Genomic DNA, 22,363 nt, shown 5'->3' on the forward strand with positions numbered 1-22,363 from the left:
TTAAATATTGGGTTATTAATGGCGGCATGCTACTTCTTAATTAGACGGATAATTAGCACGCTATTTCCAAAACTCCATCCTTTCGCATAGCAATGGAAAAGAACAAACCAAAAGAGCAATTACAAAGTTAGTAAAAATAGTCTTGGAACTATTAGGATGGTGATTTACTCTACCTACAGGACCTTTGGCCCAAAACTATTTTATACGCACTCAACAAGGAAGCAGAGATGCCAGGCAGTTATCCAAATAAAATTAAGGAATTACCTCTCTACGATGGTCGCTTTGATGCTTACAAGCTTAAGGCAGAAAACAGTGATGTTCTTTTCGCATCATATCCAGCTGGAACGTTCATTCCACCCCACACTCATGACACAGATAATCATGGCGTTATCACAAAGGGGGAACTAATACTCACCATGAATGGTGCCACCCAACGGATTGGCATTGGACAGTGGTACCACGTACCGGCAAATGTAGAGCACTCCGCGACTTTTGAAGTCGAAACAGATGAAATTGAATTTTGGTTTAAAGATAAAACAATCTAAATCTCTACACGCACATAAACTAAGACCTTTAAAAGCCTAGTCGGCAACCTGTAGATGCAGTGTAATTTATCATGAAATAGAGCTGAACATGCAGCTTGAAGAAGGACTTTAGGCTTATAAAGCCTAAAGTCCTTATCGATAAAGGTATAGCAGTATCGTGTGTGGCTTAACGCTAAAGTGCAGGCGAGTTAATTACTGCGTTAAGTATTCGTCAGCACTGATAACCTCTGCATAAGCAAATTGTAGTGCCGCCATATAAGCTGCATGTATATGTGCAGCGGGAACATCGACACCATTGAAGTACATGTCCCGACTGGCACAAGCATCATGAATAACGGTATTTTCATAGCCAAAGTCACTTGCCGCTCGGGTAATGGCATCGATACACATATGGCTCATCGCACCGACAATGACCAATTTATTAACACCTAGCTCATCCAAGTGCTTTTTAAGATCCGTACCTTTGAAGCTGTTAACTTCATTCTTGAGTACTACCGGCTCACCTTCAACAGGCAGAAGGCTTTTGTGTATTTTCGCACCCTCACTACCGGCAATAAAGAATGGAGCATCCTCACTGAGAAATTCATGGCGAACATGAATAACTGGCCACTGCTTTTTGCGAAACTCAGCCAGTACTTTTGCGGCTTTGTCTGATGCTTGGCCAATGCCTTCAAGAGTCCACTTTCCGCCTTCAAAGTAGTCGTTTTGCATATCGACGACGATTAGCGCTGTCTTGCTCATAAGATTGTCCTTTGGTTGTGTCTTTGAAATGTACAAGCGCATGTTAGGGCGATGGGCTAAGATACAGGCGTGGCAAGACCGACATAAAACGGGCAAGAACTGACAGGGGGGCTAGTGACCCAAACAATCCACATTGCAATACTGATGATCCCCGGAGCGGCTCAGTCGGCGACTTATGGCCTAATCGACCTGTTCCAAACCGCAAACCACATCTGTCAGGAGTCAATTCCAGAACCCAAGGCGCTATTTGAGGTATCACGCTGGCTAATTAATGACGGAAAAGTCATACCCGAGAAAAAAGGGGCTGCTAAAGACCCAAATATCGTTATTGTACCGCCGGTACTGGAAGGTCAGGAGTACATGGAACCACCGACAGATGTTTGTACCTGGTTGTTAGAGCGGCACAAAGAGGGAGCCGTAACCTGTTCCGCTTGTGCTGGGGCTTTTATGTTGGCCGACGCAGGACTATTAGATGGACGCCAGGCGACCACTCACTGGCGACTGGCCGATGCCTTTAAGCAGAAGTTCCCGGATATAGAGCTGAATATCGATTCCATCCTGATTGCAGACCCGGATCTTGTCACCGCAGGAGGTGTAATGTCTTGGATTGACCTTGGGTTACATCTGGTCGGACGATACATGCCTCCCCATATAGTTATGGAGTTGGGACGTTTCCTGTTGGTGGATACGGGTACCCGTTACCAAAGTTATTACCGCAGTTTTCTACCTCCTCTAGATCATGGCGATAAAGCAATTTTAAAAGTACAACAGCAAATTCACCGGGATTATCAACAACCAATCTCTGTTGCAGAGATGGCTCAACTCGCCAATCTGGGCGAACGCACCTTTCTACGAAGATTTCAAAAGGTTACCGGCTATAGACCCGCCGAATATCTTCAACAGCAACGTCTGCAAAAGGCTCGCGAACTATTGGAAACGGGCACATTGCAAGTCGAACAGATCGCTTGGCAAGTGGGGGATGAGGACGTCAGCGCATTCCGGAAAATGTTTCACAAACAGACCGGCCTCTCCCCTAGGGAGTATCGACAGAGATTTTCAGGTGGCTCTAAAATGTAATTCTCGGGAAAGGTTGAGTCCTGTATGTTCCAAATGCCTTAACTCACTGAGAAGTGATTAATTTAACCATACAGCATCGAGTTTAGAGGAGTGCTTAAAAAAATCGAAAAAAACTTGAATCTGTAATATCCTATCAAAAAACACCCATTATTAAACATGAATAAATATGACAGTTGGATACTCACTTGTAAATAATACAAAAAAAGAGCAGATTATATTCCTTCATTTACCCGTCAATACTATGGGTGAAATTCTTAGTAACCCCTTATCTGCTTATATAGTAAAGTGGTACAAGGCTCAACATCACAATGATAACGTGGATTTTGTATCAGATACATACGACGACTGGCCGTTTATCAACGGATCGCGAAGCGACCTTGAACACTATAAAGAAGTAACAAATAAAGTTGTTGATTCTTTGATAGCTCAAGGAATCATTCTGGATAAAGGCATTGCTTGGAGAGATGATGATGATCCAGATACAATATTCATCAGAGACCTTTCTCTTGTCAGTAGCCCTAAGTAATTCGACAAAGATAACTTTATCCATTTAAAGCAAGATAGAGTTATAAAATAACTTAGAAAGACATGTGGAAATTCATACTAAATTATATAAATGGTGCTCTTGGCATAAGTTCCATTGAAAGCGGCGAAAGAATATCCCCAGAGGAAGAGCGCTTTCCAACAGACGGAATTGTACGCGCACCCTCTTTTGATTCGATTCCACACAAACAAGAACCTTTGACGGGCTCAGTCCGCCCAAAAGAGCTTGGTGAGGTAGTAGAAATCATAGTTGGTGTTGATTATTCAATTTACGGTGGACAAACGATACTCGTTGCCGATTTTGGAACTTGCACAATTGAGCTGCCCAGCCCTTGCAGCGGAATAATCGAAGAGACTCTTATTAAGCCCGGCAGCTTGATAGGTAGCGAAACGCCTCTATTTAGAATACGTAGACCAATATAAAAGTTAACCTGATATAACAATAAGATTAAAAGCTTCCTGAAACCTAAAAGCTCTAATTCAAAAGTTAACCACATTCAGATAGTTATGAAGTCATTTATCGTTCGAGTAGATATTACTCCACCAACCGGCTAGCAGAAATACGAATCATTTCTCTTTAGAGATACTGATAGTTATCCCCTAAACCCTACACTTCCTCGCCATCTCAGAAATTATCCTGCAATTTTTAAAGGCAAATAGCAAGACTTCAATCTCATCAAATCCAGTGCACTCAATGTATAGGCCAAGTTCTGAATAATATTTAAAAAAATATTTTGTGACCAATTCTGGATGTTCTAAAAATCTACAGCTTTTTTTGTTAAATCATGGTATCAGCCGAACGAGCTTCCCTATATAGTGGCGCCGCCTAGATTTGATTAAAAATAGGTTAGTTGTCATTGTTTTTTGAGATGTGGGAGAGACACCAAAGTGATTAAGAAAATTTTTTCGAAAAGAGATCTCAAGCTTCCAATCATTGGCGGCTTGATAGCGGCAGCAAGCTTGCTATCAACAACTGTATCGGCAACGGCCGAAGTTGATATAAATCAATTACGTCAACAATCCAAAATTATGTTCGGCACTCTCTCAGAAACTATGCCAGGCAGTGAGAGTGACACCCCAGCGATGGTTGAGCTTGGAAGAACACTGTTCATGGACAAACGGCTTTCAGTCAATGATAGCCAGTCCTGTAACAGCTGCCATCAAGTAGGGAACTACAACGGCTCGGGCGTTGACAATGAAGCGACATCACCGGGAGCCTTACCTGGCACCAAGGGTGACCGAAACTCTCCAACGGTCTGGAATTCCGGATTCCAGGTGGCTCAATTTTGGGATGGTCGCGCAGAGGACCTGAAGGAACAGGCCAAAGGTCCAATTCTAAACCCTGTAGAAATGGGAATGCCTTCAGAAGAGGCTGTTGAGGCAAAGATTTCAAAAATTGCCGAATATCAAGAAAGTTTCAAACACGCCTTTGGTAAAGAGAATGCTATCTCTTACGACAATATTGCTGGGGCTATAGCTGCGTTTGAGCGCACACTGATTACAAATGATCGTTTTGATGATTTTATAAATGGTGATGATCAGGCTATGACAAAAAGTGAGTTAAAGGGCCTGCAAACCTTTATCAACACTGGTTGTTCAGCATGCCACAATGGCGCAACCTTGGGTGGAAACATGTACCAGAAGATGGGGCTGGTCAACCAATATCCACACCAAGAAGATTTAGGTCGATATAAAGTTACAGGCCTTGAGAATGATAAAATGATGTTTAAAGTTCCAATGTTACGCGACGTAAGCAGAAGCGCTCCTTACTTCCACGACGGACGTGTAGAAACCATTGAGCAGGCAATTTATGATATGGCTTGGTATCAATTGGGACAGAAATTGAGCACACAACAGGTAAATGATATTGCAACTTTCCTAAACGCTTTAGAACATCAAGCTCATTAAAATATTTCCCACCCTTCGGGGTGGGCATCTTTTGCGCTAATCAATTTTGGCTGAGCTCACGGGTTCCCAGTCACAAGCCCATTGATAACTTGTAACCATTCAACCCTGCGGTTACTTTGTGCATTAGACACAGCAGTCAGTAGACTAAACGGTTTCCTGGTTACCGACTAACTTATAATGTCTAACGCTCCACCAATACTTATATCAAGCCGGTAAAATGAAATACGAAGGGAAATTTACAGCCTTCAGCCGCCGACTTGAGAGAGTTCCATTAAATTACTGTTCAATACCTGGGCATTCAGTCATCAGATTATTTTATGTGCTTTTCGCTTTATAGATAGTGAAATTTTCCATAAGGGACTAAGAGAATAGAAATTACAATTTTTTTCTCATTCGAATAAGAACCGCCAATAGTGCTTAATTTCTTATCACAATCCCAAAGCAAGATAAGAAAACAGCCTTAAGTAACTTTTAAATAACCCAAAGAAATAAAACTAATCTGATTTGTCACACTCACTGTATTAAGAGTTTAGCGTTCAGGAAGATCAATGAGATTTCGGCTAGCGTCAGCCCTCATCGTACTAGTTATCGTAGCCTTTTTAGGCTTGGTGTACGTCTACAATTATCGACTGACCCAAAGTATTCAGTATGACGCCCACCCTGTTACTAAAGGGTTCATTAAGAGTAATGCTTCCCTTAAAGACAAAGATACTATTAACATCCTTATCATAGATGGCGGTGGAATACGTGGTTTAATACCACTCTATGTTATTCAACATATTGAAGAGCAGACTGGCAAACCTATTGATGAATTGTTTGATGTTTTTAGTGGAGTATCAACTGGGGCTATTATTGCCACAGGCCTTAATGTGAACCACAAGTCAACTGAAAGTAATCTGTCTCAAAGTGGGAAAATAATCGATCTATATATCAATGAAAGCAAGTTTGTATTTTCAGTTCCCTGGTATCACACATTACTGACCGCTAATGGTTTTATCTCTCCCCGATTTAGCGGAGAGCGCCTCAGTAACACTATGGAAAAACTCTACACTGACAAGCAAAATTTCACTGACCTCAAGAACTACGTCATAATGCCCTCTCTGAATATTCACTCCGGCCAACTCAACTTATTCAAAAATCGTGGCGAGGCAATTACTAACCTACCCACCAATACACTCTACCAATTAGTTACAGCCGCAGCTAGCGCGGAAACAGTATTCCCCCCCGTCGATTTTATGACTACCGGACAAGACATACATCATCAGTATTATGCCGATGCTGGCGTAGACGCTAACAATCCCACCAGTATTGTATTACGTGATATTATCAGGGAGTTCCCCGGAAAAAACTATTATGTACTAGTCCTTGGGGCTGGCACGCAACCACTAGCTACCACGGAAACTGACTATAGAAGCCTAAAAAACTGGGGGCAAATTAACTGGATCCAAGACCTAATTTCGAACGTACAAAGGTCTATGGATAATCAACAGTTATATACGCTGGAAATTGCGAAATCTCTCACCCCTGAGGGACGGATTAATTATAACTATTTCAATGTTGAACTTGTAAATCCCTATGTTGACCCGTTTGACTACAAGGCAAGTAATAAGCTAAAAGTTTTATCAGACAGACTTATCAGGGATAATAAAGCCGAGATTGATCAAGTCGTCGAGAGGCTCAAAAAAAATGGATAGCGCTACTGTTAATCAATCATCACTAAGATACTTGGGTCTAGCCTAGTACACAGCAAATACAGACAACTATTACCTTTCTTCTTGACAATTCTCAGCTCTCAGGCTTTTGCAAGAGGCATAGTTATCATATTCTGGGCGGAATGAAAGTACACTGACCAAGGGTATGGTCCATCGGTAATGAACACACGCCTTCTTAATCTCGATGTACTACGGGGGCTGGCTGCAACTTTGGTTGTCTGGCAACACAGTAGTGAAGTATTTATCCGCACCCCATCCATCGCTCAGCACGGCTCGGCACTGGCTGAATTTATCAGTCAACTGGATTTTGGCAGGATAGGTGTACTTTGCTTTTTCCTAATATCCGGCTTTGTCATTCCCCACAGTCTTCTTGCATCTAATCATACTCTTAAGAGCTTTGCTATCCGCCGCTTCTTCCGCTTGTATCCTGCTTACTGGTTGTCTCTGACTGCAATTATCGGACTTACATGGTTGCTCGCTGACCGAACATTCTCTGCATCTACCATTCTTGCCAATACCACAATGCTGCAAGGTCTTATGGGGTTTGAAAGTGTTCAGATTCTATATTGGACTCTCACTGCAGAGCTGCTTTTTTACTGTCTCTGCGCACTGATGTTCACCCTTCAACTACTAGGGAATCCCAGATATCTACTCTTAGGGTGCTGGGGGGCACTATCGGTATTTGTCAGCATGCAACTTTTAGGGCAATCATCCACTCCAATTTCCCAGCTTCCCGCCACCACTACTTACCTCCCCTTTGCTATCGCAGTTATGTTCTGCGGAACCCTACTCAGGTATTGCTACGAAACAAGGCGCGGTTATCGTTATATGCTTTGGGGCCTGGTTTCGACTTTCTCGATACCACTACTCGTTATGGCCATGCACCTACTAGGTAGGTCGATCAGCGAAACTCCCCTCCGCTTTGTATCATCTCATTTCATCGCTTTAGCTATCTTCCTCGTTTTTGTATTACTTCCACCAAAGCCAATACGACATTTAGCCACTCTGGGGACTATCAGTTATTCCATTTACCTGTTTCATTTAATCGTTGTCTTTCTCGTCAGCTGGGCCATAAGCCAACCTTGGGGACAAGGGCTTACAAGTATTTCTCTATCCACGTTGCTTGTGGCAGTAACACTACTTAGCTTCGCTTTGGCGGCAGCCATTTATTGGTTGGTGGAGAGGCCCTGCATGCAATTTGGGCGTTTATTGAGCGATCGAAACGGCGGGTTAAACAGGTCAGGGGAAATGTTAAAGGGGAGTTAGTGTGGAAAACTATCGGAATAAGTTAGGGGCCTGGAAGCAAAAAAATAGCCGTAGACTTATTAGTCTACAGCTATTTTTAGCAGCCATTAGTGAGTGTCTACTGCGCCCACAACAAGCTGATAGCAATAGTCCACATCATAATGCCCACCAGTACATCGAGTACCTGCCAGGTTCTGGGGTTCTTAAATAGCGGCTGCATCATGCTGCCACCCACTGAAAGAAGAGTGAACCATAACAGGGATGCACTACATGCCCCCAGCACAAAAAACCAGGTTCCATTGCCAGCATACTGCGCCCCTACTGAGCCAATCAGTACAACCGTGTCCACATACGCGTGTGGATTAAGCAGGGTTAAGGCTACTGCGGTAATCAAGGCAGAGCGGCGGGATTTCATCCACTCTTTTTGCTCTCCAAGACCTTTGTTAGTGAAAGCCGAACGGAAAGCCATGGCACCGTAGGAGAACAGGAAAGCAGCACCGAGCCAGGTCAGCCAGATCATCCAGTCGCCACCCGCTTGTGCGAGATTTGCAACCAGGAACACACCAGCTGTGATCAAGGCAATATCCATCAGTACGCATAAAGCCGCGATACTAAAGTGATATTGTCGACGGATACTCTGCGTCAGCAGAAACGCATTCTGCGCTCCGATCGCCATAATCAAACTGATGGTAGTCAAAAAACCTTTTGCGAGCGGCGCCAGCAACAACCCTGAAAACACGATGCCTCCTGTGCTTCATTCTCTAATTTGGAAGTGCCCGCAGGGCTGCGGGCCTGAATAGTGGCGCGAGATTAAGAGTCAAACTAGAATAAGTAAACTTAATTATACTGATCCATCATAAGAAATTCTTATGCTAGACCTAAAGCAACTCCAAGCCTTTGCCTTTGTCGTAGAGGAGCGCAGTTTTGACAAGGCTGCCGCCCTACTCCATGTCAGCCAGTCTGCGATTTCCCAACGAATCAAAGCCTTAGAAAGCCAGGTTGGCCAAGCCCTATTGATACGCTCCAACCCTTTGCGGCCCACTGAAGCCGGCCTCAAAGTGCTGGGGTACTACCAGCAAATGCACTTGTTACAGCAAGAGCTTCTCACTGATATCGATCCAGAGGGGGGCAAGACTCGCTATAGCAACCAGAATAAGGTTCGGATCGCACTGAATGCAGATAGCTTGGATACCTGGTTTCTGGCTGCCATCACACCATTGATTCGATCCCAGCAGTTGCTCGTGGATCTAAAGGTCGACGATCAGGACGCTACCCATGAACTGCTGAAGAATGGTGAAGTCATTGGCTGTATCAGTTCAACAACCAGTAACCTCCAGGGCTGCCAATCGGTACTGCTCGGTCACATGGCCTATTACCCGGTATGCACTAAGGCTTTTAAGAAGAAGTTTTTTTCAGACCCGATTAAAGTTGAAGAGCTCCACTACGCTCCCACAGTGGAGTTCAACTATAAGGATCAATTGCAGAGTCGTTACCTTAAACAGTTTTGGGGAGTGGAGACTGGTCAGTACCCATCTCATGAAATCCCCTCTTCAAAGAGCTTCCTCAGTTTCTTAACTCTGGGGCTAGGTTGGGGAATGGCGCCAGATATTCAGATCGCCAGCCTGCTAAAAAGTGGAAAGTTGGTGAAACTCGCTGAAGACCAGTATTTGAAGATTCCTCTTTACTGGCATGTTTGGAACTTAAAATCGAAATTGATTAAAGAGATCACTATCAACCTCACAGAACATGCTCGAAAAGCTCTGAGTCAGTAGTTCTCAAATACTCAGTGATGGTGCAACTGCCAGTATGGACAGTAGTCCAGCTGCAGTTCACCATTTTCCAGCTGTTCTAGGGTTGAGAGTGCTTGATGATATATTGGTTGATTTTCCTTATGTCGAACATTTAGATTTTTGAAGTCCCGATAGGATTCCTGATAAATTTCTTTCGCATCCTCTCCCAATAAAAAGCTAACTATTTGGTCTCCATGCTTTAACTCATAAGCGAAGTAGGCTCCATCTAGCTTTTCTTTCTGTACTAATTTAGACGGTTCAGACGTTATACGGCGAGTGTAATAATTTCCAGGCTTATCCACGATACACTGGGAATTTTCCTTGCCACAGTTTCCATTATAACTTTGCTTTAATCGCTCTATACTTTTACCGTAGTCGGGATCGGTCTGCCCGTATACAACACGTGAAACGCCTAAGAAAATCATCATTCCACTACACATCATGCAGGGTTCAAGAGTTGTATAAATACTGACATTGGAATTAGTTAAGTATTTTGTCTGAGGCCCTAAGCATTTTGTCTCAAGACATCTTTGCATTACACGCACTTCAGCGTGCTGGGTTTTATCCTCACAGACTGAAACCGAATTAAGCTGAACTCCCCCAATGCGTTTGGAAATATTATCAAATAAAACCGCACCAATATTATGGCCTCTTTTATTTTTATCAGTAGGCCTGACCCAGTCCTGGAATACAATAGAATAAGCCAACAACATCAGTATCTTATCCTGCTCATCCTTAACACTCTCAGCTTTAGCTATTCCCACAAGAGAAAGTTGTGATAGAGCAAAAAATAACAGGGAGCGAAACAACCCAGTATTTTTACTAAAAATATTCAGCTTTTTGATACTTAGGAGCCCGATTAAAGCCATTTCTCTATTTCACCAATAATAAACCTGACTCTGGCGGGTACAAGTTGGGTGCGCCTAAGCGCCAAATACAGCGTCTCACTAACGGGATTTTCAAGGCTATGTGCCTTAATCAATTTCGGCTTTCGAAATGCACTTACCGCATAGGCGGGTAAAACTGTGAAACCCAATCCCATACTAACGGGCTCCAGTATTAAGCTGATCTGGTTGGAAAACCCTTTTTGTTGAAAAGCTTCAAGACTTCTAAATTGTGGGAAGTTCGCTCCCAATAATAGACTCGCATGGTGTATACCGTCTGGATGGCCTATGTACCCCAGCGCTAAAAGCGACTCCCAGTCAGGGGTTTTCACTTCAGCCGGCGTCACTAGCAATAACCTTTCACTGGCGATCGGCCGACTGTCAATCTCCTCTGCTTGTGGCGGGCTGGTCATTAATCCAATATCAGCACCGTTTTCCGCAATGGCCTTCTCTACATCCAGGTTGGGTGCGAAACGGCAGCTAATCGATAAACCCTGGTGGATTTTCTGCAGGGACAACAACTTGGGGTAGAGCTTCAGCCCCACGCTCCCAGGGCACATTACTCGCACATCCCCATGATGGGGAGGATCTTCACCAACAATTTGCCCCAGGCTGGAAAGCTTCTGAATAATCCCCTGCCCTTCCCGATAGAGCCGATCACCAGCATCCGTGAGCGTGAAGTGCTTACCCTGCCTGACTAACAGAGCGACACCTAAGTGCTCCTCTAACTTGCGTATATGCTGACTGACCCCAGACTGAGTCATATGCAAGCGATCCGCCGTACGAGTGAAGTGCCCCTCTTCAGCTAAAGTACAGAAGCTTCTTAACCACACTGGATTTATCATTACGAATACTACTTAAAAATATTACAAATGATAATTATACGTAATGAATCAGAGGCTGTAACTTAACCGCATTCAACAAAGGAGACAGCTATGAGTAACGCATACCCGAGAACCTTTTCTCATATCGGTATTTCAGTGCCAAACCTTGAAGAAGCTGTGAAGTTTTACACCGAGGTACTTGGTTGGTATCTGATTATGAAGCCCACAGATATCACAGAGGACAAAAGTGCTATCGGTGAAATGTGCACCGACGTATTTGGCCCAAACTGGGGTAGTTTCCGCATTGCTCACTTATCGACAGGGGACCGGATTGGCGTAGAACTATTCCAGTTTAGCAATCAGGAAAACCCAGAAGATAACTTTGAATACTGGAAAACCGGGATCTTTCACTTCTGTGTGCAAGACCCCAACCTGGAAGAACTGGCGGATAAGATTGTAGCGGCCGGTGGTAAAAAACGTATGCCGGAACCCCGTTATTACTACCCCGGTGAAAAGCCTTATCGCATGATTTATATGGAAGATCCTTTTGGCAACATTCTGGAAATTTACAGCCACAGCTATGAGCTGATCTACAGTGCTGGTGCCTACTGATCTTAAGCACTCCAGAATTCACTCAGCATCACTCGAACGATGCTGAGTGAAATACCGGCACGAAGTTATTCAGAGGCTTCCTAATTTATTTTGACATTACTCAATCGCTCTGATCTGCTGTGATACTGACTACATTGCGCAAAACCAACCAAGAAACCACAAAGGCCAAAATTCCACACACCGCAATTACCCCAGCAAGCGATTCTGGTGTTCCATTAAAAACCAAACTGGTTATCAGGATAGCTACAGCCCCGATTGACAACTGCATAGTACCAGCCAGGGCAGAAGCCGTTCCCGCTATAGGGCCATGTCTTTCCATGGAGAGAATAAATGCCGTCGGAAGAACTAAACCGAGAAACATATTACATACGATAAGCATGCATATCAGTAGTACGAGATGATCAAAACCGGCCTCTATCACTAAATACATAGTCACCGAGCTTATTACAAATCCAGTCACACCCCACTTCACAAGCTTCACCATCCCTAAACGGGCACCGAAATTTGCCGAAAATTGACTCGACAGGAAGAAACTAAGCGCATTCAAAGCAAAGGCGAGGCTAAATTCGGTTGGGGTCAATCCGTAGTAACTCGTATATAAGAATGAAGCTGCCGCAAAAAAAGCAAGTACACTGGCGAAACCAAACCCTCCTATACAAGTAAGCCCTATATAGATCGGGTCACGTAGCAATATCGAATAAGACTCAAGCAGCGCACCTATTTTAAATGGTATGCGCTTATTCATTGGTAAGGTTTCGCGAAGGCTCGTAATAGCAAGTATCAGACTTAAAAAAGTAGCAATGGATATCCCCCAAAATATGCTGCGCCAACCAAACGAAATTAATAGCAGACTACCAATTAATGGCGCCAACATAGGAGAAATTGAAAGGACAAGAATTGCTGTGGTAAGAAGGCGAGTTGCTTGAGTACCCGTATAAGAATCTCGAATTATTGCTCGGGGAATCGACATTACCGAAGCGGCACCCACCCCTTGTAGGAAGCGAAAGGCAATCAACCACTCGATAGTGGTTGCCAGGGCACAACAAATAGATGCGAAAGTAAAAACCAGCAAACCAAAATAGAGCGGCGGTTTGCGGCCAAACATATCGGAAGCGGGGCCATAAAAAATCTGACACACCCCGAACGCAATAAAATAGGCCATCAGCGTATAGGACGCGACCTGGGTTGAGGTGTCGAGGGCCTTTGTCATCGCAGGTAATGCAGGCAGATACATATCAATGGCCATAGGACCAACAGAGCTCAAAAGCCCCAGGATCAACGCCATTTTTATAAAGCCTGAGTTCATCCACAGTCCCTATTGAACCAACTCCACCTTGGCACCTCTACAAGACACCTCTCACAATTACTAAAAAGGGAGAAGGAAAGAATACACCGCACTTGGGACCCTATGAGGCATGGATGCCGATTAGGAGCTTACAGGGATGTATTCACAGCGTGTCTCAAGTACGGTGTATTCTTTCCTTCCACCCCAGTACTAAGTTCCCTCATCCTTTTCGGACTGGCAGGTCAAACCTTAACCTTCAATCGTAGCAACTTAACTTAGGACCATAAGATCAGGGGAGTTAATGGCCCATGACGCTTCTATACCGTCTGCAGACGGTATAACTACAGGTGTTTCAGCCCTGACCTCCAAGCGTCCAGGAGGCCCCCTTGGTGCGCGGCTCTTCTTCGGCGCCTCTTGGTGGAAAAGCCCTGTCATTCTAGCAACTGTGGTAGCTCAGGAATTTTTGCCTGGACTGCTGGCTGCTACCAGCCACAAGCCCAAGCGGCACCCGCTTTCCCCACCAACAAGACAACGTCGCCGCCTCCCTTTAAGCTCCAGACGCCCAATTACCCCGCGCGGCCGCCGTCAGCGACCCTATATCGCCAATACCCCCTGTTGGATTATCACTCTGCAACCAAACAATGATGACGTTGACCTGTTACTCAGCGCCGGGAAAATGCAGCGACTGCATATCAACACGATTGAGGGGATTGATGGGCGCTCAGGCACCCCAGAACTGGAAGAAGGTGAGCATATCGCGAGTAACGTCACCCGGTGGCGCCACTTGTGCGAACTCAAGAGCTCCGAAATTGGGTGCTATCTCGCCCATTTGAGAGCAATTCGCCGGGCATACCGCTCCGGCTTGGACCGGGTCTGTATTCTGGAAGATGATGTACAGCTAGAATCCTCATTTGGCCGCGTCTTAGCGGAGTTAGAGCAACTCCCTGAAAATATCGAGATGATTCGACTGATGGGACTTAAGGTCCGCAAGCGAAAAGTCGTGCAAACCTTGAATGATGGTGTTCATCAGTTAGTGCGACCAGAGCGGGGGTGGTGTGGAGCACAGGGATATCTGATTAACCGGCGCGGTATGGAGAAAGTCTTAAAATATGCCAGCCGTATTTTCGAACCCATCGACAAGGTATTCGATCACTTCTGGCAATTTGACCTAAAACTGTATGGCGTTGAACCCCACCTTCTGTGGGAAAACGAGCACATCTCCAATATTGTTAAATCCAATATCCACCGCACGAAAGTCGCCCGGTGGCTCTATTGGCTGCACCCTTTCGGAAAACTCTGGCGCAGTGTGGGCAGGCACTTTTATTTAAGGTTCCACTCAAAAGAGTTCTATCCAGCAGAAAAACCCATACGGCCCACGGGGCGTACGGCGCGAATTAAATCTTAAGAACCCTGCGATCAATTCTCCCAATAACGCTGCATTTTTAAAAACATAAAAGAAGCGGTCCAGGTAATCATCACCAGTCCCGTAAGGGCTTCAAGGCCAGCGGTAAAACGCAGGTGCCCCAGGGGCTCGATATCACCGAAACCCAGTGACGTATAAGTGGTAAATGAGAAATAAGCGCAGTCCAACAGGCTGCCATTAAAATTACCCACCAAAGTGCCAAAGTAAGGCGAATTCACCATAAAGTAGTAACAGTAGGCAAACAGCCATATTTCAGCCACATGGGCGATCAGGGCGCCAAACACCCCCATCACAATCGCCAGGTTATGCTTGATCGGAATCCAGCGGCCAATCCGGGCAAGGGCACTCAATACTTCGTGATGAATCAGGACGACCGTGGCGACAACTATCGAATTCACCACGAAAGCAAATGCCAGATCAGCGTCGATCATGAAAGAACTCGCGCACTAAATTGCTTGCCTCTTCCGCCATGACTCCCGACTCCACCGTAATCTTGTGATTGAAAAAGCTGGCCTGTGCCAATTCCAGCTGGCTCTCAACAACACCGGCCCGGGGCTCGGTAGCGCCATATACCAGCCGCCCTACCCGCGCATGTACCATTGCGCCAAAGCACATAGTACAGGGCTCAATCGTCACATATAAAGTGGTGTTTGGCAGGCGGTAGTTTTGTTGTTTATCTGCCGCTTGCCGCAGGGCTACGATTTCCGCATGGGCACTGGGATCACAATTCCCAATCGGGCGATTACTGCCCTCCCCTATGATTTTTCCATCCTGGACCAAAACCGCACCCACCGGCACTTCACCGCGCTCAGCAGCGAGTTGTGCAAGCTCCAGGGCTCGCCGCATAAATCCAAAGTCTCTGGGAGTCGCCATAACGCTGCTCTATTACCTCTACTATCAAATGCCTGTTATTTATGTTTAATAAAACGACGAATAACAAAGTCCGCTTCCAGCTCCAGGCTGTCGCGCTCTTCGAGTTTCTGCCGTTCTTCACGGTTGCCCTTCCAGGCAAAAGGCGTCATAGCAAGGAAATCTGAAATGGCCTGCTTGCCCTTCAATACAAACGGGAAAGAGCAGCGCATATCGACTTCCGGGGTCAACTTCTCAATCACTTTTGGTGCGGGATGTTTACGCGGCTCTTTATAGAGGTAGTTCTTTAGTGTCCACAAGTGATCGGGGCCAGGGGATACATCTACCAGATGACCACCGACTTTAATCACCCGCTCCATTTCATGATCGGGGGCTGGGGCAAAGATCTTCAGCAGGTTATCCACCGACTCCGAGACCACCGGCAAATTCACATTGCTGGCAACCACAAACTGGGCGCCACTGTCGCGCTTGGCCGCCATACGCACGCCGGATTTTGAAATGTCGATACCGGAAAGGCCGTGGCCATGCCAGCCGGCGGACTCAAGCTCCCGCAGGTAATACCCCTCACCACAACCGATATCCAGTAAACGGCGGCCGGGCTTGTAGGGCAAGAGCGCCGAAATACTATCAACCAAAGGCCGATAGTAACCGGCGTGAAGAAAGCGCCGCCGCGCGTGAAGCATCTCCGAAGAGTCACCGGGATCTTTGCGGCGCTTGCGATAAACGGGCAACAAATTGACGTAGCCCTCACGCGCGCGATCAAAACTATGTCGATTGGTACAGTGCCAAGTATCTTTTCCTAAAGTTAAGGGGGCAGCACAAAGCGGGCATTGCCAAATCATTCAACTTCCTGAGTGTGTCTATTCTCTTTTACAAACGAGCGCGAAGACCGCTGCATAATCAAATCTGCCGCCTTCTCCGCAATAGCGATCACAGGCGCATTGGTATTGCCACTGATCAGAGTGGGCATTATGGAGGCGTCCACAACCCTCAGTCCATCCACACCGTGTACTTTTAGCTCGCTGTCCACTACAGCCAATTCATCACTCCCCATTCGACAGGTACCTATCGGATGGTAGATGGATTCTGCATGCTGGCGAATATAGTGGATGATTGACTCTCTATCACTCAACTTCTGCTCTGGGCGCAAGGACTTTTTCTTGTAGCGACTCAGTTCCTCCTGGGCGAGGATATCCTGTGCCATTTCAAATGCCTCCACCATTACCTGCAGATCCTCGGGCTCACTCAGGTAGTTGGGTTCAATTCTGGGCAGTTTGCGTGGATCGGTGGAGTCCAGAGTGATCTCACCGCGACTCTTAGGCCTCAGGGCACAGGCGTGAAGAGAGTAACCGTAGCAGGTGCGCTTATTAAACCCGTGTTGGAAAGTCGGGACTGCCGTCATGTGGAACTGAATATCCGGGTTACCCCCCGCCAGACTGGAACTGGCAAAGCCCCCCGCCTCGGCCACATTGCTGGTTAGGGGCCCTTTATTTAAAAAGATCAGTTCTGGCAGGCGCATTGCGGTGAGGAGCTTCGGCCATAGTGCCTCGGAAAAGCTAACCGCTTCAGAGGCTTCCACTACTTGTATGATATCCAGGTGGTCCTGCAGGTTTTTTCCGACACCGGGAAGATGCGCCTGTGAAGTCACTCCAGATTTACGCAATTGGTCCTGATCCCCAATACCAGACAGCAATAATAGCTGTGGCGACTGGATAGCACCCGCACTTAAAATCACTTCCTTGTTCGCCAGGATTTTAGTGCCATCAAGCAATTCGACGCCGGTCGCTTTCTCTCCCCTGAGAATAATCCTCGCCACCTGGCTGTTAGTACGAACATGTAGGTTAGAGCGACTGGAAACTGGGTGCAGATAAGCCGTTGCAGCAGAGCACCGGCGACCGCGCCGTTGGGTTACTTGGTAAAAACCCACGCCATTTTGCTGGCTGCCATTAAAATCATTATTCGGCCGGTGTCCCAGGGACTCAGCTGCGCGTAAAAAAGCATGGCCCGATCGGGTTTTCCACTTTAAATCCGAGACCGACAGAGGGCCGTAGCCACTGTGGTGCGCATCAGTACCCCGTTCATTGCCTTCCGACATTAAGAAGTAAGGCAACAAACCCTTCCAACCCCAACCCGGATTACCCTCTGCCTCCCAGGCATCGTAGTCATCGCTATTGCCACGGATATAAACCATGGCATTTATAGAGCTACTACCCCCAAGGGTCCTGCCCCTCGGCCAAAACAATTTCCTGTCATTCAGGTGCTTTTGTGGCGTGGTATGGTGGTGTAGGTTGTAGCGAGTACCCGGCAGTAACTCGCCAATACCCACAGGGATGGAGATCAAGGGGCTCCGATCTTTAGGACCCGCCTCCAGAAGACAAACTCGATTCTGCTCTTCGGCACTGAGCCGATTTGCTAAAACACAACCGGCGGAGCCGGCACCTACGATCACATAATCAAAAATCATTTGAGTGGACATGGGACCTCAGCACCTTTGTAGCTGGATGGTCCACTGACGGTACACTCAAGCTGTGAATAATGACAGGCTGGAGGTCACCCAAGCATGCCCAATTCCGAATTTAGTGATGATCAGGTACTCACCTGCTGGCATAAGAATGCTCATGAGTGGACTAAAGTAGTAGACAATGCCGCCATTCCCAGCCGCCGACTGGTCACTGATGCCGCCATTGTCAGCACAATCATGGCGTACCAACCTGCAAGCATTTTAGATATCGGTTGCGGTGAAGGCTGGCTCAGTAGAAAACTGGCGGAGCAAGGTATTCGAGTCTGTGGTGTCGATGGCGTTAAAGATTTAGTGGATATTGCCAGCGCTCGAGCAGGCGCCAATGAGTCCTACCGGCGATTGCAATACGAAGAAATTTGCGCCGAAAAACTGGAACAGCAGTTTGAACTTATCGTGTGCAACTTCTCCCTCATCGGAAAGGAATCTGTCGAGCAACTATTCGGCAATGCACGCGAGTTAATGCTGCCCGGTGGGTATTTTGTCATCCAAACTCTTCACCCCCATCAAGCCTGCGGTAATGAGCCCTATCGAGATGGATGGCGCCCGGGATCTTGGGAAGGTATTGAGGGAGATTTTGAAGAGGCCGCTCCCTGGTATTTCCGCACCCTGGAAAGTTGGGTCCAGCTATTTCGCGACAACGGCTTTGCCATAGAAGCGATTCACGAACCCAGGGCCGATAGCCAACCAACCCCATCCTCACTGATTATTTGTGGGAGAATTTTGCGGTAGCGCATTTTGGAACTCTTTCCTGGCACCTAAGCCCCGATCCGGTGGAAAGAGGAGCTATTCAAGACAATTTTTTCATCAGCATTGGCACAGAAATACCAAAACAATAATAAAAAAACATTGGCGGGCTCCTGCTCACGCTCGCGACCACTTAGACAAAAATGAAAAAGTATCCATTTCATGCGGCCTCCAAGGAAAGAGATGACTTTTTCGGACTGTCCAGTAAGTGGAGTTGCATCAGCCGCCTAATTAATTCGAAAAAATGCTTTGTTAAGGGTGACCCATAATAAATTCAACGACCGCTTGCGGCCATCGAAATGAGAAGTTGACACCCAGGGGTAAACAGAATGCTACTCTGCAGTTTCCGATTCAGCGCCAATCAACTAGTGCCAAAAACCGTTGGCCTATTTCTTCTGCCCGCGTGCTGCGTCTGTTCTGCCGATGAGTTATTTATCCCGGATTCCCATGAAACCCTGAATATGGAATCCGGCAGTCTGTTTTTCTCCGACAGTGCATTTGCTATGGATAACGAAGCACTGGTCCAGGCCGCCGAGTACTTGCGCACCAATAGTATGAGCAACGTACAGCGACGCCTGAATTACCAGTGGCTGCAGATGCACACCAATCCAGATAAGTTTAAGCCCCTGAAAGGTGGCAAGGCATTATCCAAAATCCTGCGAATGGGTCTAGAAACGTACAAGACACAGAACTCCCGCGCCGCACGTACAGGCTTGCTCAGGTACACCAACAACGAGGGCAAGATTGGCAGCTCGGTGGACTACGGCATCTCTCTGTCCGACGACAAATTCAAGTTCTCTTTTGAGCTAGAGTTTTAGGGAGCCCCTGAACTCAGGCGCGCTACCTCTCCTTCCCCGTTTACAGGTTTGTTAGAATCTCCGCCACTTAAAACCGGCGGAGATAACCGTGAGTAGCTCGAACACCCCCAAATCCTTTCCTGAACTCCCTGTTGCCGGGGTGGGTCCACGCCTGGCCGCACTGCTCTACGACACCCTGATACTTATGGGCCTACTGGTGGTTTACGGCTTTATCGCGCTGATGGTTGCCTCTACCGTGGTGGGCCTCAACTGCCAGCCCGAGGCAAATGACTACAACCCCTGTGTCAGCGGACCATTCTTCCAGCTGGGCGCCCTAGCGGTTATCGTAGGGTATTACTTCTGGTCCTGGAGGGCTGCGGGTCAAACTGTGGGGATGCGCGCCTGGCGTCTGCTGCTGGCGAGCCCAAACGGAGCCCAGCTCACTTGGCGCCAATGTATTCTTCGCGCCATCGTAGCGCCGCTGTCTATTGCTTGTTTGGGACTCGGATACTTCTCTGCCTGGGCCAGATCCGACAAGGCCACGTGGCATGACCTTATCTCCGAATCCGAGGTGCGCGTACTTCCCAAGAAGTCTAAAAAGTAGAAGGCTAAGGGCCCTAACGGGCCCGCTGCAGTAAATACCATCCCGCGCCAAAGCACAGCAATATCGGTAGCAGCACCGCGAGGAAAGGCGGGAAGCCAAATACCAGGGAAGATGGCCCCAGCATATCCTGGACAAACTGGAACACCAGGCCAACCACCAATCCGGTAAACACACGCAGTCCGGTGGTTACTTCCCGCAGAGGGCCAAAAATAAAGGAGATCGCCACCATCACCAGACTGGCGATAGTGAGAGGCTGCAATACTTTTTTCCAGAACTGCAACCAGTAGCGACTGGAGTCTTCACCTTTGCGATCGAGGAATTTGCCGTAAGCCCACAGATTGCGCGGTGACAGATCCGCTGGCAAAGGCACCACCAGGGCGAATAACTCTGGCGAAATCTCCGCCTTCCACTCGGTCGTAGGTAACGCCTCACTCTCGGTATGTTCACCGGTGAAGATGGTCGTGCGGCTATTCTCCAACTCCCAGCGCTTGCCATCAAAATGGCCGCGCTCAGCAAACTCCACCTGCTCCAGCTCTCGATCAGCACCGAAGTGGTAGCGGGTAACACCGTAAAGTTCACCATCCGGCAGTGCTGCGTTGAAGTGAACAAACTCGCCGCTGTCTTTCAGCCACAGGCCACTTTCCAGACCGCTCGCCTCCAGTTCACCCAATGCCCGGGCTTTGTCACTCTCGGCAATTACATTGGTCTTGGGAATAACAAATTCCGCCAGGCCCAAACCCAGTAAAATCAGCAGCATAATGGGCTTCATCACCGCCCAGGTAATCCGACCGATTGAGACTCCAGCAGACCGCATAACGGTCAGCTCACTGGTACCTGCCAATGAACCCAGCCCCACCAGACACCCAACCAGGGCGGAAAAGCCCAGCTGTTCATAGATACGCGCCGGCAATGTCCAACCCACATACTTCAGGGCATCGATAAAGCCGTAATCCTTCTTCAGGTCTCCCAGCTGATCCACTAGGGCAAAGACGACTGTGAGGCCAAGGATAATCAACAAAGCCGCACCGACTGAAACTAAGACTGTGCGAGCGATATACAGATCAAGCTTATTCATTTGGCAGCTCCTCCACCCCGGGCAACCGCTTGGGTGGCGCCTTGCGCCAACTTCTTCCCGCCAACAATAACAAACCTATTAGAACGAAAGGTGGGTGCACCAACCAGATCATTGCTGGATTAGCAATCTTGCCATCCTCAACTGCCCCCCTTAACCCCTGTAGGATCACCAGGTAGGTGATATACAGTAAAATGGCAGGGATCATCTTCGCAAAGCGCCCCTGGCGAGGATTTGTACGAGACAGAGGCACAGCCAAAATAGCTACAACTAACACCAGGACCGGAAGGCTCAGTCGCCAATAAAGATAAGCTTTCTCCTGGGGGGTATCGCCCTCAAGTAGGTCCAAGGTCGATGCCGATTCCATCTGGTCCTGCTGGCGACTGCGCTCTCGGGGCACCTCAAGAATCACAGAATAACTAGTAAATTTCATCTGGCGATACTCCCGCTCTCCGGGAACACCTTCATAGCGAAAGCCGTCGCGTAATACTAAGTAGCGCAGCCCCGTCTTGGGATCGATTTCCTGCACGCCTTCACGGGCACGGATTACAACTTGCTGATCCGCCTCAGTTTCCTCCTCCGCGCCCCCCAACTCCGCCAGGAACACCCCCAGCATGGTGGACTTGTCTTCACTCAGCGCATCGGCGTAGTAAACCGCACGGCCGCCCTGAGAGGACACAAACTTCTTTGGTACCAGATGATCAAATTCGTTGCGCGCCTTTTCTGCATTCAACAGACTGGTGGAACGCTCCATACCCGCCGGAGAGAAATACAAACTCATTGAGGCTACCACCAATGCCAGCATCAGAGCTGGAATCATGGTGTAACCCAGCAAGCGCCAATCACTAAAACCACAGGCGTGCAGAACCGTCATTTCACTTTCTATATAAAGGCGCCCATAAACCCATAGAATCCCTACGAACAGGCCCATTGGCAGAACCAGTTCCAGGAACCCCGGCAAGCGGAAACCCATCAGAGAAAGTAGGACATTCGCTGAAATATCACCTGTCGCAGCCTCGGCTAGATATTTCACGAACCGGAGACTCATCACAATTAACAACAAAACTGCGCTGACCGCCAGCGTGACAAGCATCAGCTCACGGCAGAGATAGCGAAAAATAATCACAGGGCGAACAAATTCCTTGGTGACAGCGGTGTGATGGTGT

25 protein-coding genes are annotated in these 22,363 nt (G+C 47.4%); 13 read left to right on the forward strand and 12 right to left on the reverse strand.

The genetic code is table 11. From position 1 onward, the window contains the following. Window positions 1-227: 227 nt before the first annotated feature. Window positions 228-545 (forward strand): cupin domain-containing protein, encoded by a 318-nt coding sequence (locus ACJJIN_RS12835; protein ID WP_444894967.1) that lies wholly within the window; start codon window positions 228-230, stop codon window positions 543-545. A 192-nt stretch (window positions 546-737) separates the two neighbouring features. On the opposite strand, the gene ACJJIN_RS12840 is transcribed toward ACJJIN_RS12835, so the two are convergent. Continuing rightward, window positions 738-1,286, reverse strand: coding sequence for a cysteine hydrolase family protein (locus tag ACJJIN_RS12840; protein ID WP_444894968.1), 549 nt, complete (start codon window positions 1,284-1,286; stop codon window positions 738-740). A gap of 114 nt (window positions 1,287-1,400) precedes the next feature. On the opposite strand from ACJJIN_RS12840, the gene ACJJIN_RS12845 reads away from it, so the two are divergent. The 6 genes from ACJJIN_RS12845 (at window position 1,401) to ACJJIN_RS12870 (ending at window position 7,792) form a co-directional block, all read left to right on the forward strand. Continuing rightward, window positions 1,401-2,363 carry a GlxA family transcriptional regulator gene (locus ACJJIN_RS12845; protein ID WP_444894969.1) on the forward strand — a complete coding sequence of 321 codons (963 nt, stop codon included), beginning with the start codon at window positions 1,401-1,403 and terminating at the stop codon, window positions 2,361-2,363. 166 nt (window positions 2,364-2,529) lie between these two features. After that, complete coding sequence (locus ACJJIN_RS12850) at window positions 2,530-2,889, forward strand: hypothetical protein (RefSeq protein WP_444894970.1); 360 nt, start codon at window positions 2,530-2,532, stop codon at window positions 2,887-2,889. 62 nt (window positions 2,890-2,951) lie between these two features. Next, window positions 2,952-3,329 carry a hypothetical protein gene (locus ACJJIN_RS12855; RefSeq protein ID WP_444894971.1) on the forward strand — a complete coding sequence of 126 codons (378 nt, stop codon included), beginning with the start codon at window positions 2,952-2,954 and terminating at the stop codon, window positions 3,327-3,329. Window positions 3,330-3,794: 465 nt separating this feature from the next. After that, complete coding sequence (locus tag ACJJIN_RS12860) at window positions 3,795-4,814, forward strand: cytochrome-c peroxidase (protein ID WP_444894972.1); 1,020 nt, start codon at window positions 3,795-3,797, stop codon at window positions 4,812-4,814. A gap of 548 nt (window positions 4,815-5,362) precedes the next feature. Next, window positions 5,363-6,508, forward strand: coding sequence for a patatin-like phospholipase family protein (locus ACJJIN_RS12865; RefSeq protein ID WP_444894973.1), 1,146 nt, complete (start codon window positions 5,363-5,365; stop codon window positions 6,506-6,508). Between the two features lie 177 nt (window positions 6,509-6,685). Beyond that, complete coding sequence (locus ACJJIN_RS12870) at window positions 6,686-7,792, forward strand: acyltransferase family protein (RefSeq protein WP_444894974.1); 1,107 nt, start codon at window positions 6,686-6,688, stop codon at window positions 7,790-7,792. A gap of 97 nt (window positions 7,793-7,889) precedes the next feature. Here ACJJIN_RS12870 and ACJJIN_RS12875 read toward each other — a convergent pair whose 3' ends face one another. Beyond that, complete coding sequence (locus tag ACJJIN_RS12875) at window positions 7,890-8,510, reverse strand: LysE/ArgO family amino acid transporter (protein ID WP_444894975.1); 621 nt, start codon at window positions 8,508-8,510, stop codon at window positions 7,890-7,892. Between the two features lie 130 nt (window positions 8,511-8,640). Here ACJJIN_RS12875 and ACJJIN_RS12880 point away from each other — a divergent pair, with 130 nt between their 5' ends. Next, on the forward strand, window positions 8,641-9,543 hold the full coding sequence (locus ACJJIN_RS12880) for a LysR family transcriptional regulator ArgP (protein ID WP_413664659.1): 903 nt from the start codon (window positions 8,641-8,643) through the stop codon (window positions 9,541-9,543). Window positions 9,544-9,554: 11 nt separating this feature from the next. Here the strand turns inward: ACJJIN_RS12880 and ACJJIN_RS12885 are convergent, their stop codons facing one another. Then, window positions 9,555-10,430 carry a nucleoside deaminase gene (locus ACJJIN_RS12885; RefSeq protein ID WP_444894976.1) on the reverse strand — a complete coding sequence of 292 codons (876 nt, stop codon included), beginning with the start codon at window positions 10,428-10,430 and terminating at the stop codon, window positions 9,555-9,557. Then, window positions 10,421-11,290 carry a LysR family transcriptional regulator gene (locus ACJJIN_RS12890; protein ID WP_444894977.1) on the reverse strand — a complete coding sequence of 290 codons (870 nt, stop codon included), beginning with the start codon at window positions 11,288-11,290 and terminating at the stop codon, window positions 10,421-10,423. The genes ACJJIN_RS12885 and ACJJIN_RS12890 overlap by 10 nt, the downstream gene beginning before the upstream one ends. Window positions 11,291-11,380: 90 nt before the next feature. On the opposite strand from ACJJIN_RS12890, the gene ACJJIN_RS12895 reads away from it, so the two are divergent. Further along, on the forward strand, window positions 11,381-11,881 hold the full coding sequence (locus ACJJIN_RS12895) for a lactoylglutathione lyase family protein (RefSeq protein ID WP_282933974.1): 501 nt from the start codon (window positions 11,381-11,383) through the stop codon (window positions 11,879-11,881). 100 nt (window positions 11,882-11,981) lie between these two features. Here ACJJIN_RS12895 and ACJJIN_RS12900 read toward each other — a convergent pair whose 3' ends face one another. Next, the gene (locus tag ACJJIN_RS12900; protein WP_444894978.1) at window positions 11,982-13,187 is read right to left on the reverse strand and encodes a multidrug effflux MFS transporter; all 1,206 of its coding nucleotides are present in this window, start codon (window positions 13,185-13,187) and stop codon (window positions 11,982-11,984) included. Between the two features lie 280 nt (window positions 13,188-13,467). Here ACJJIN_RS12900 and ACJJIN_RS12905 point away from each other — a divergent pair, with 280 nt between their 5' ends. Then, window positions 13,468-14,571, forward strand: coding sequence for a glycosyltransferase family 25 protein (locus ACJJIN_RS12905; RefSeq protein ID WP_444894979.1), 1,104 nt, complete (start codon window positions 13,468-13,470; stop codon window positions 14,569-14,571). 11 nt (window positions 14,572-14,582) lie between these two features. Here ACJJIN_RS12905 and ACJJIN_RS12910 read toward each other — a convergent pair whose 3' ends face one another. The 4 genes from ACJJIN_RS12910 to ACJJIN_RS12925 are packed head-to-tail and all read right to left on the reverse strand — an operon-like array spanning window position 14,583 to window position 17,935. Further along, a complete protein-coding gene (locus ACJJIN_RS12910; RefSeq protein ID WP_282933977.1) occupies window positions 14,583-15,020 on the reverse strand; it encodes an ion channel in 438 nt (145 codons plus the stop codon). Continuing rightward, on the reverse strand, window positions 15,007-15,462 hold the full coding sequence (gene tadA, locus ACJJIN_RS12915; protein WP_282933978.1) for a tRNA adenosine(34) deaminase TadA: 456 nt from the start codon (window positions 15,460-15,462) through the stop codon (window positions 15,007-15,009). The genes ACJJIN_RS12910 and tadA overlap by 14 nt, the downstream gene beginning before the upstream one ends. Window positions 15,463-15,497: 35 nt before the next feature. Continuing rightward, window positions 15,498-16,301 (reverse strand): putative RNA methyltransferase, encoded by an 804-nt coding sequence (locus tag ACJJIN_RS12920; protein WP_444892963.1) that lies wholly within the window; start codon window positions 16,299-16,301, stop codon window positions 15,498-15,500. Next, window positions 16,298-17,935 carry a GMC family oxidoreductase gene (locus ACJJIN_RS12925; RefSeq protein WP_444894980.1) on the reverse strand — a complete coding sequence of 546 codons (1,638 nt, stop codon included), beginning with the start codon at window positions 17,933-17,935 and terminating at the stop codon, window positions 16,298-16,300. Before ACJJIN_RS12925 ends, ACJJIN_RS12920 begins: the two co-directional genes overlap by 4 nt. Window positions 17,936-18,019: 84 nt before the next feature. Between ACJJIN_RS12925 and ACJJIN_RS12930 the strand changes: the two genes are divergently transcribed. Further along, complete coding sequence (locus tag ACJJIN_RS12930; protein WP_444894981.1) at window positions 18,020-18,709, forward strand: class I SAM-dependent methyltransferase; 690 nt, start codon at window positions 18,020-18,022, stop codon at window positions 18,707-18,709. Between the two features lie 26 nt (window positions 18,710-18,735). Here the strand turns inward: ACJJIN_RS12930 and ACJJIN_RS12935 are convergent, their stop codons facing one another. Next, window positions 18,736-18,888 (reverse strand): hypothetical protein, encoded by a 153-nt coding sequence (locus ACJJIN_RS12935; protein WP_413664650.1) that lies wholly within the window; start codon window positions 18,886-18,888, stop codon window positions 18,736-18,738. A 165-nt stretch (window positions 18,889-19,053) separates the two neighbouring features. Here ACJJIN_RS12935 and ACJJIN_RS12940 point away from each other — a divergent pair, with 165 nt between their 5' ends. Both ACJJIN_RS12940 and ACJJIN_RS12945 read left to right on the forward strand, forming a co-directional pair. Further along, entirely contained in the window at window positions 19,054-19,542 is a 489-nt protein-coding gene (locus ACJJIN_RS12940; protein WP_413664649.1) for a hypothetical protein, read from the forward strand. A gap of 88 nt (window positions 19,543-19,630) precedes the next feature. Next, window positions 19,631-20,125 carry an RDD family protein gene (locus ACJJIN_RS12945; RefSeq protein ID WP_413664648.1) on the forward strand — a complete coding sequence of 165 codons (495 nt, stop codon included), beginning with the start codon at window positions 19,631-19,633 and terminating at the stop codon, window positions 20,123-20,125. A 13-nt stretch (window positions 20,126-20,138) separates the two neighbouring features. Here ACJJIN_RS12945 and lptG read toward each other — a convergent pair whose 3' ends face one another. Continuing rightward, window positions 20,139-21,200: an LPS export ABC transporter permease LptG gene (gene lptG / locus ACJJIN_RS12950; RefSeq protein ID WP_444894982.1), complete on the reverse strand. Its 1,062-nt coding sequence runs from the start codon at window positions 21,198-21,200 to the stop codon at window positions 20,139-20,141. Next, the gene (lptF, locus tag ACJJIN_RS12955; RefSeq protein ID WP_444894983.1) at window positions 21,193-22,323 is read right to left on the reverse strand and encodes an LPS export ABC transporter permease LptF; all 1,131 of its coding nucleotides are present in this window, start codon (window positions 22,321-22,323) and stop codon (window positions 21,193-21,195) included. Before lptF ends, lptG begins: the two co-directional genes overlap by 8 nt. Window positions 22,324-22,363 lie beyond the last annotated feature (40 nt).

Source organism: Microbulbifer maximicatervae (SeqCode) (genome assembly GCF_052467505.1).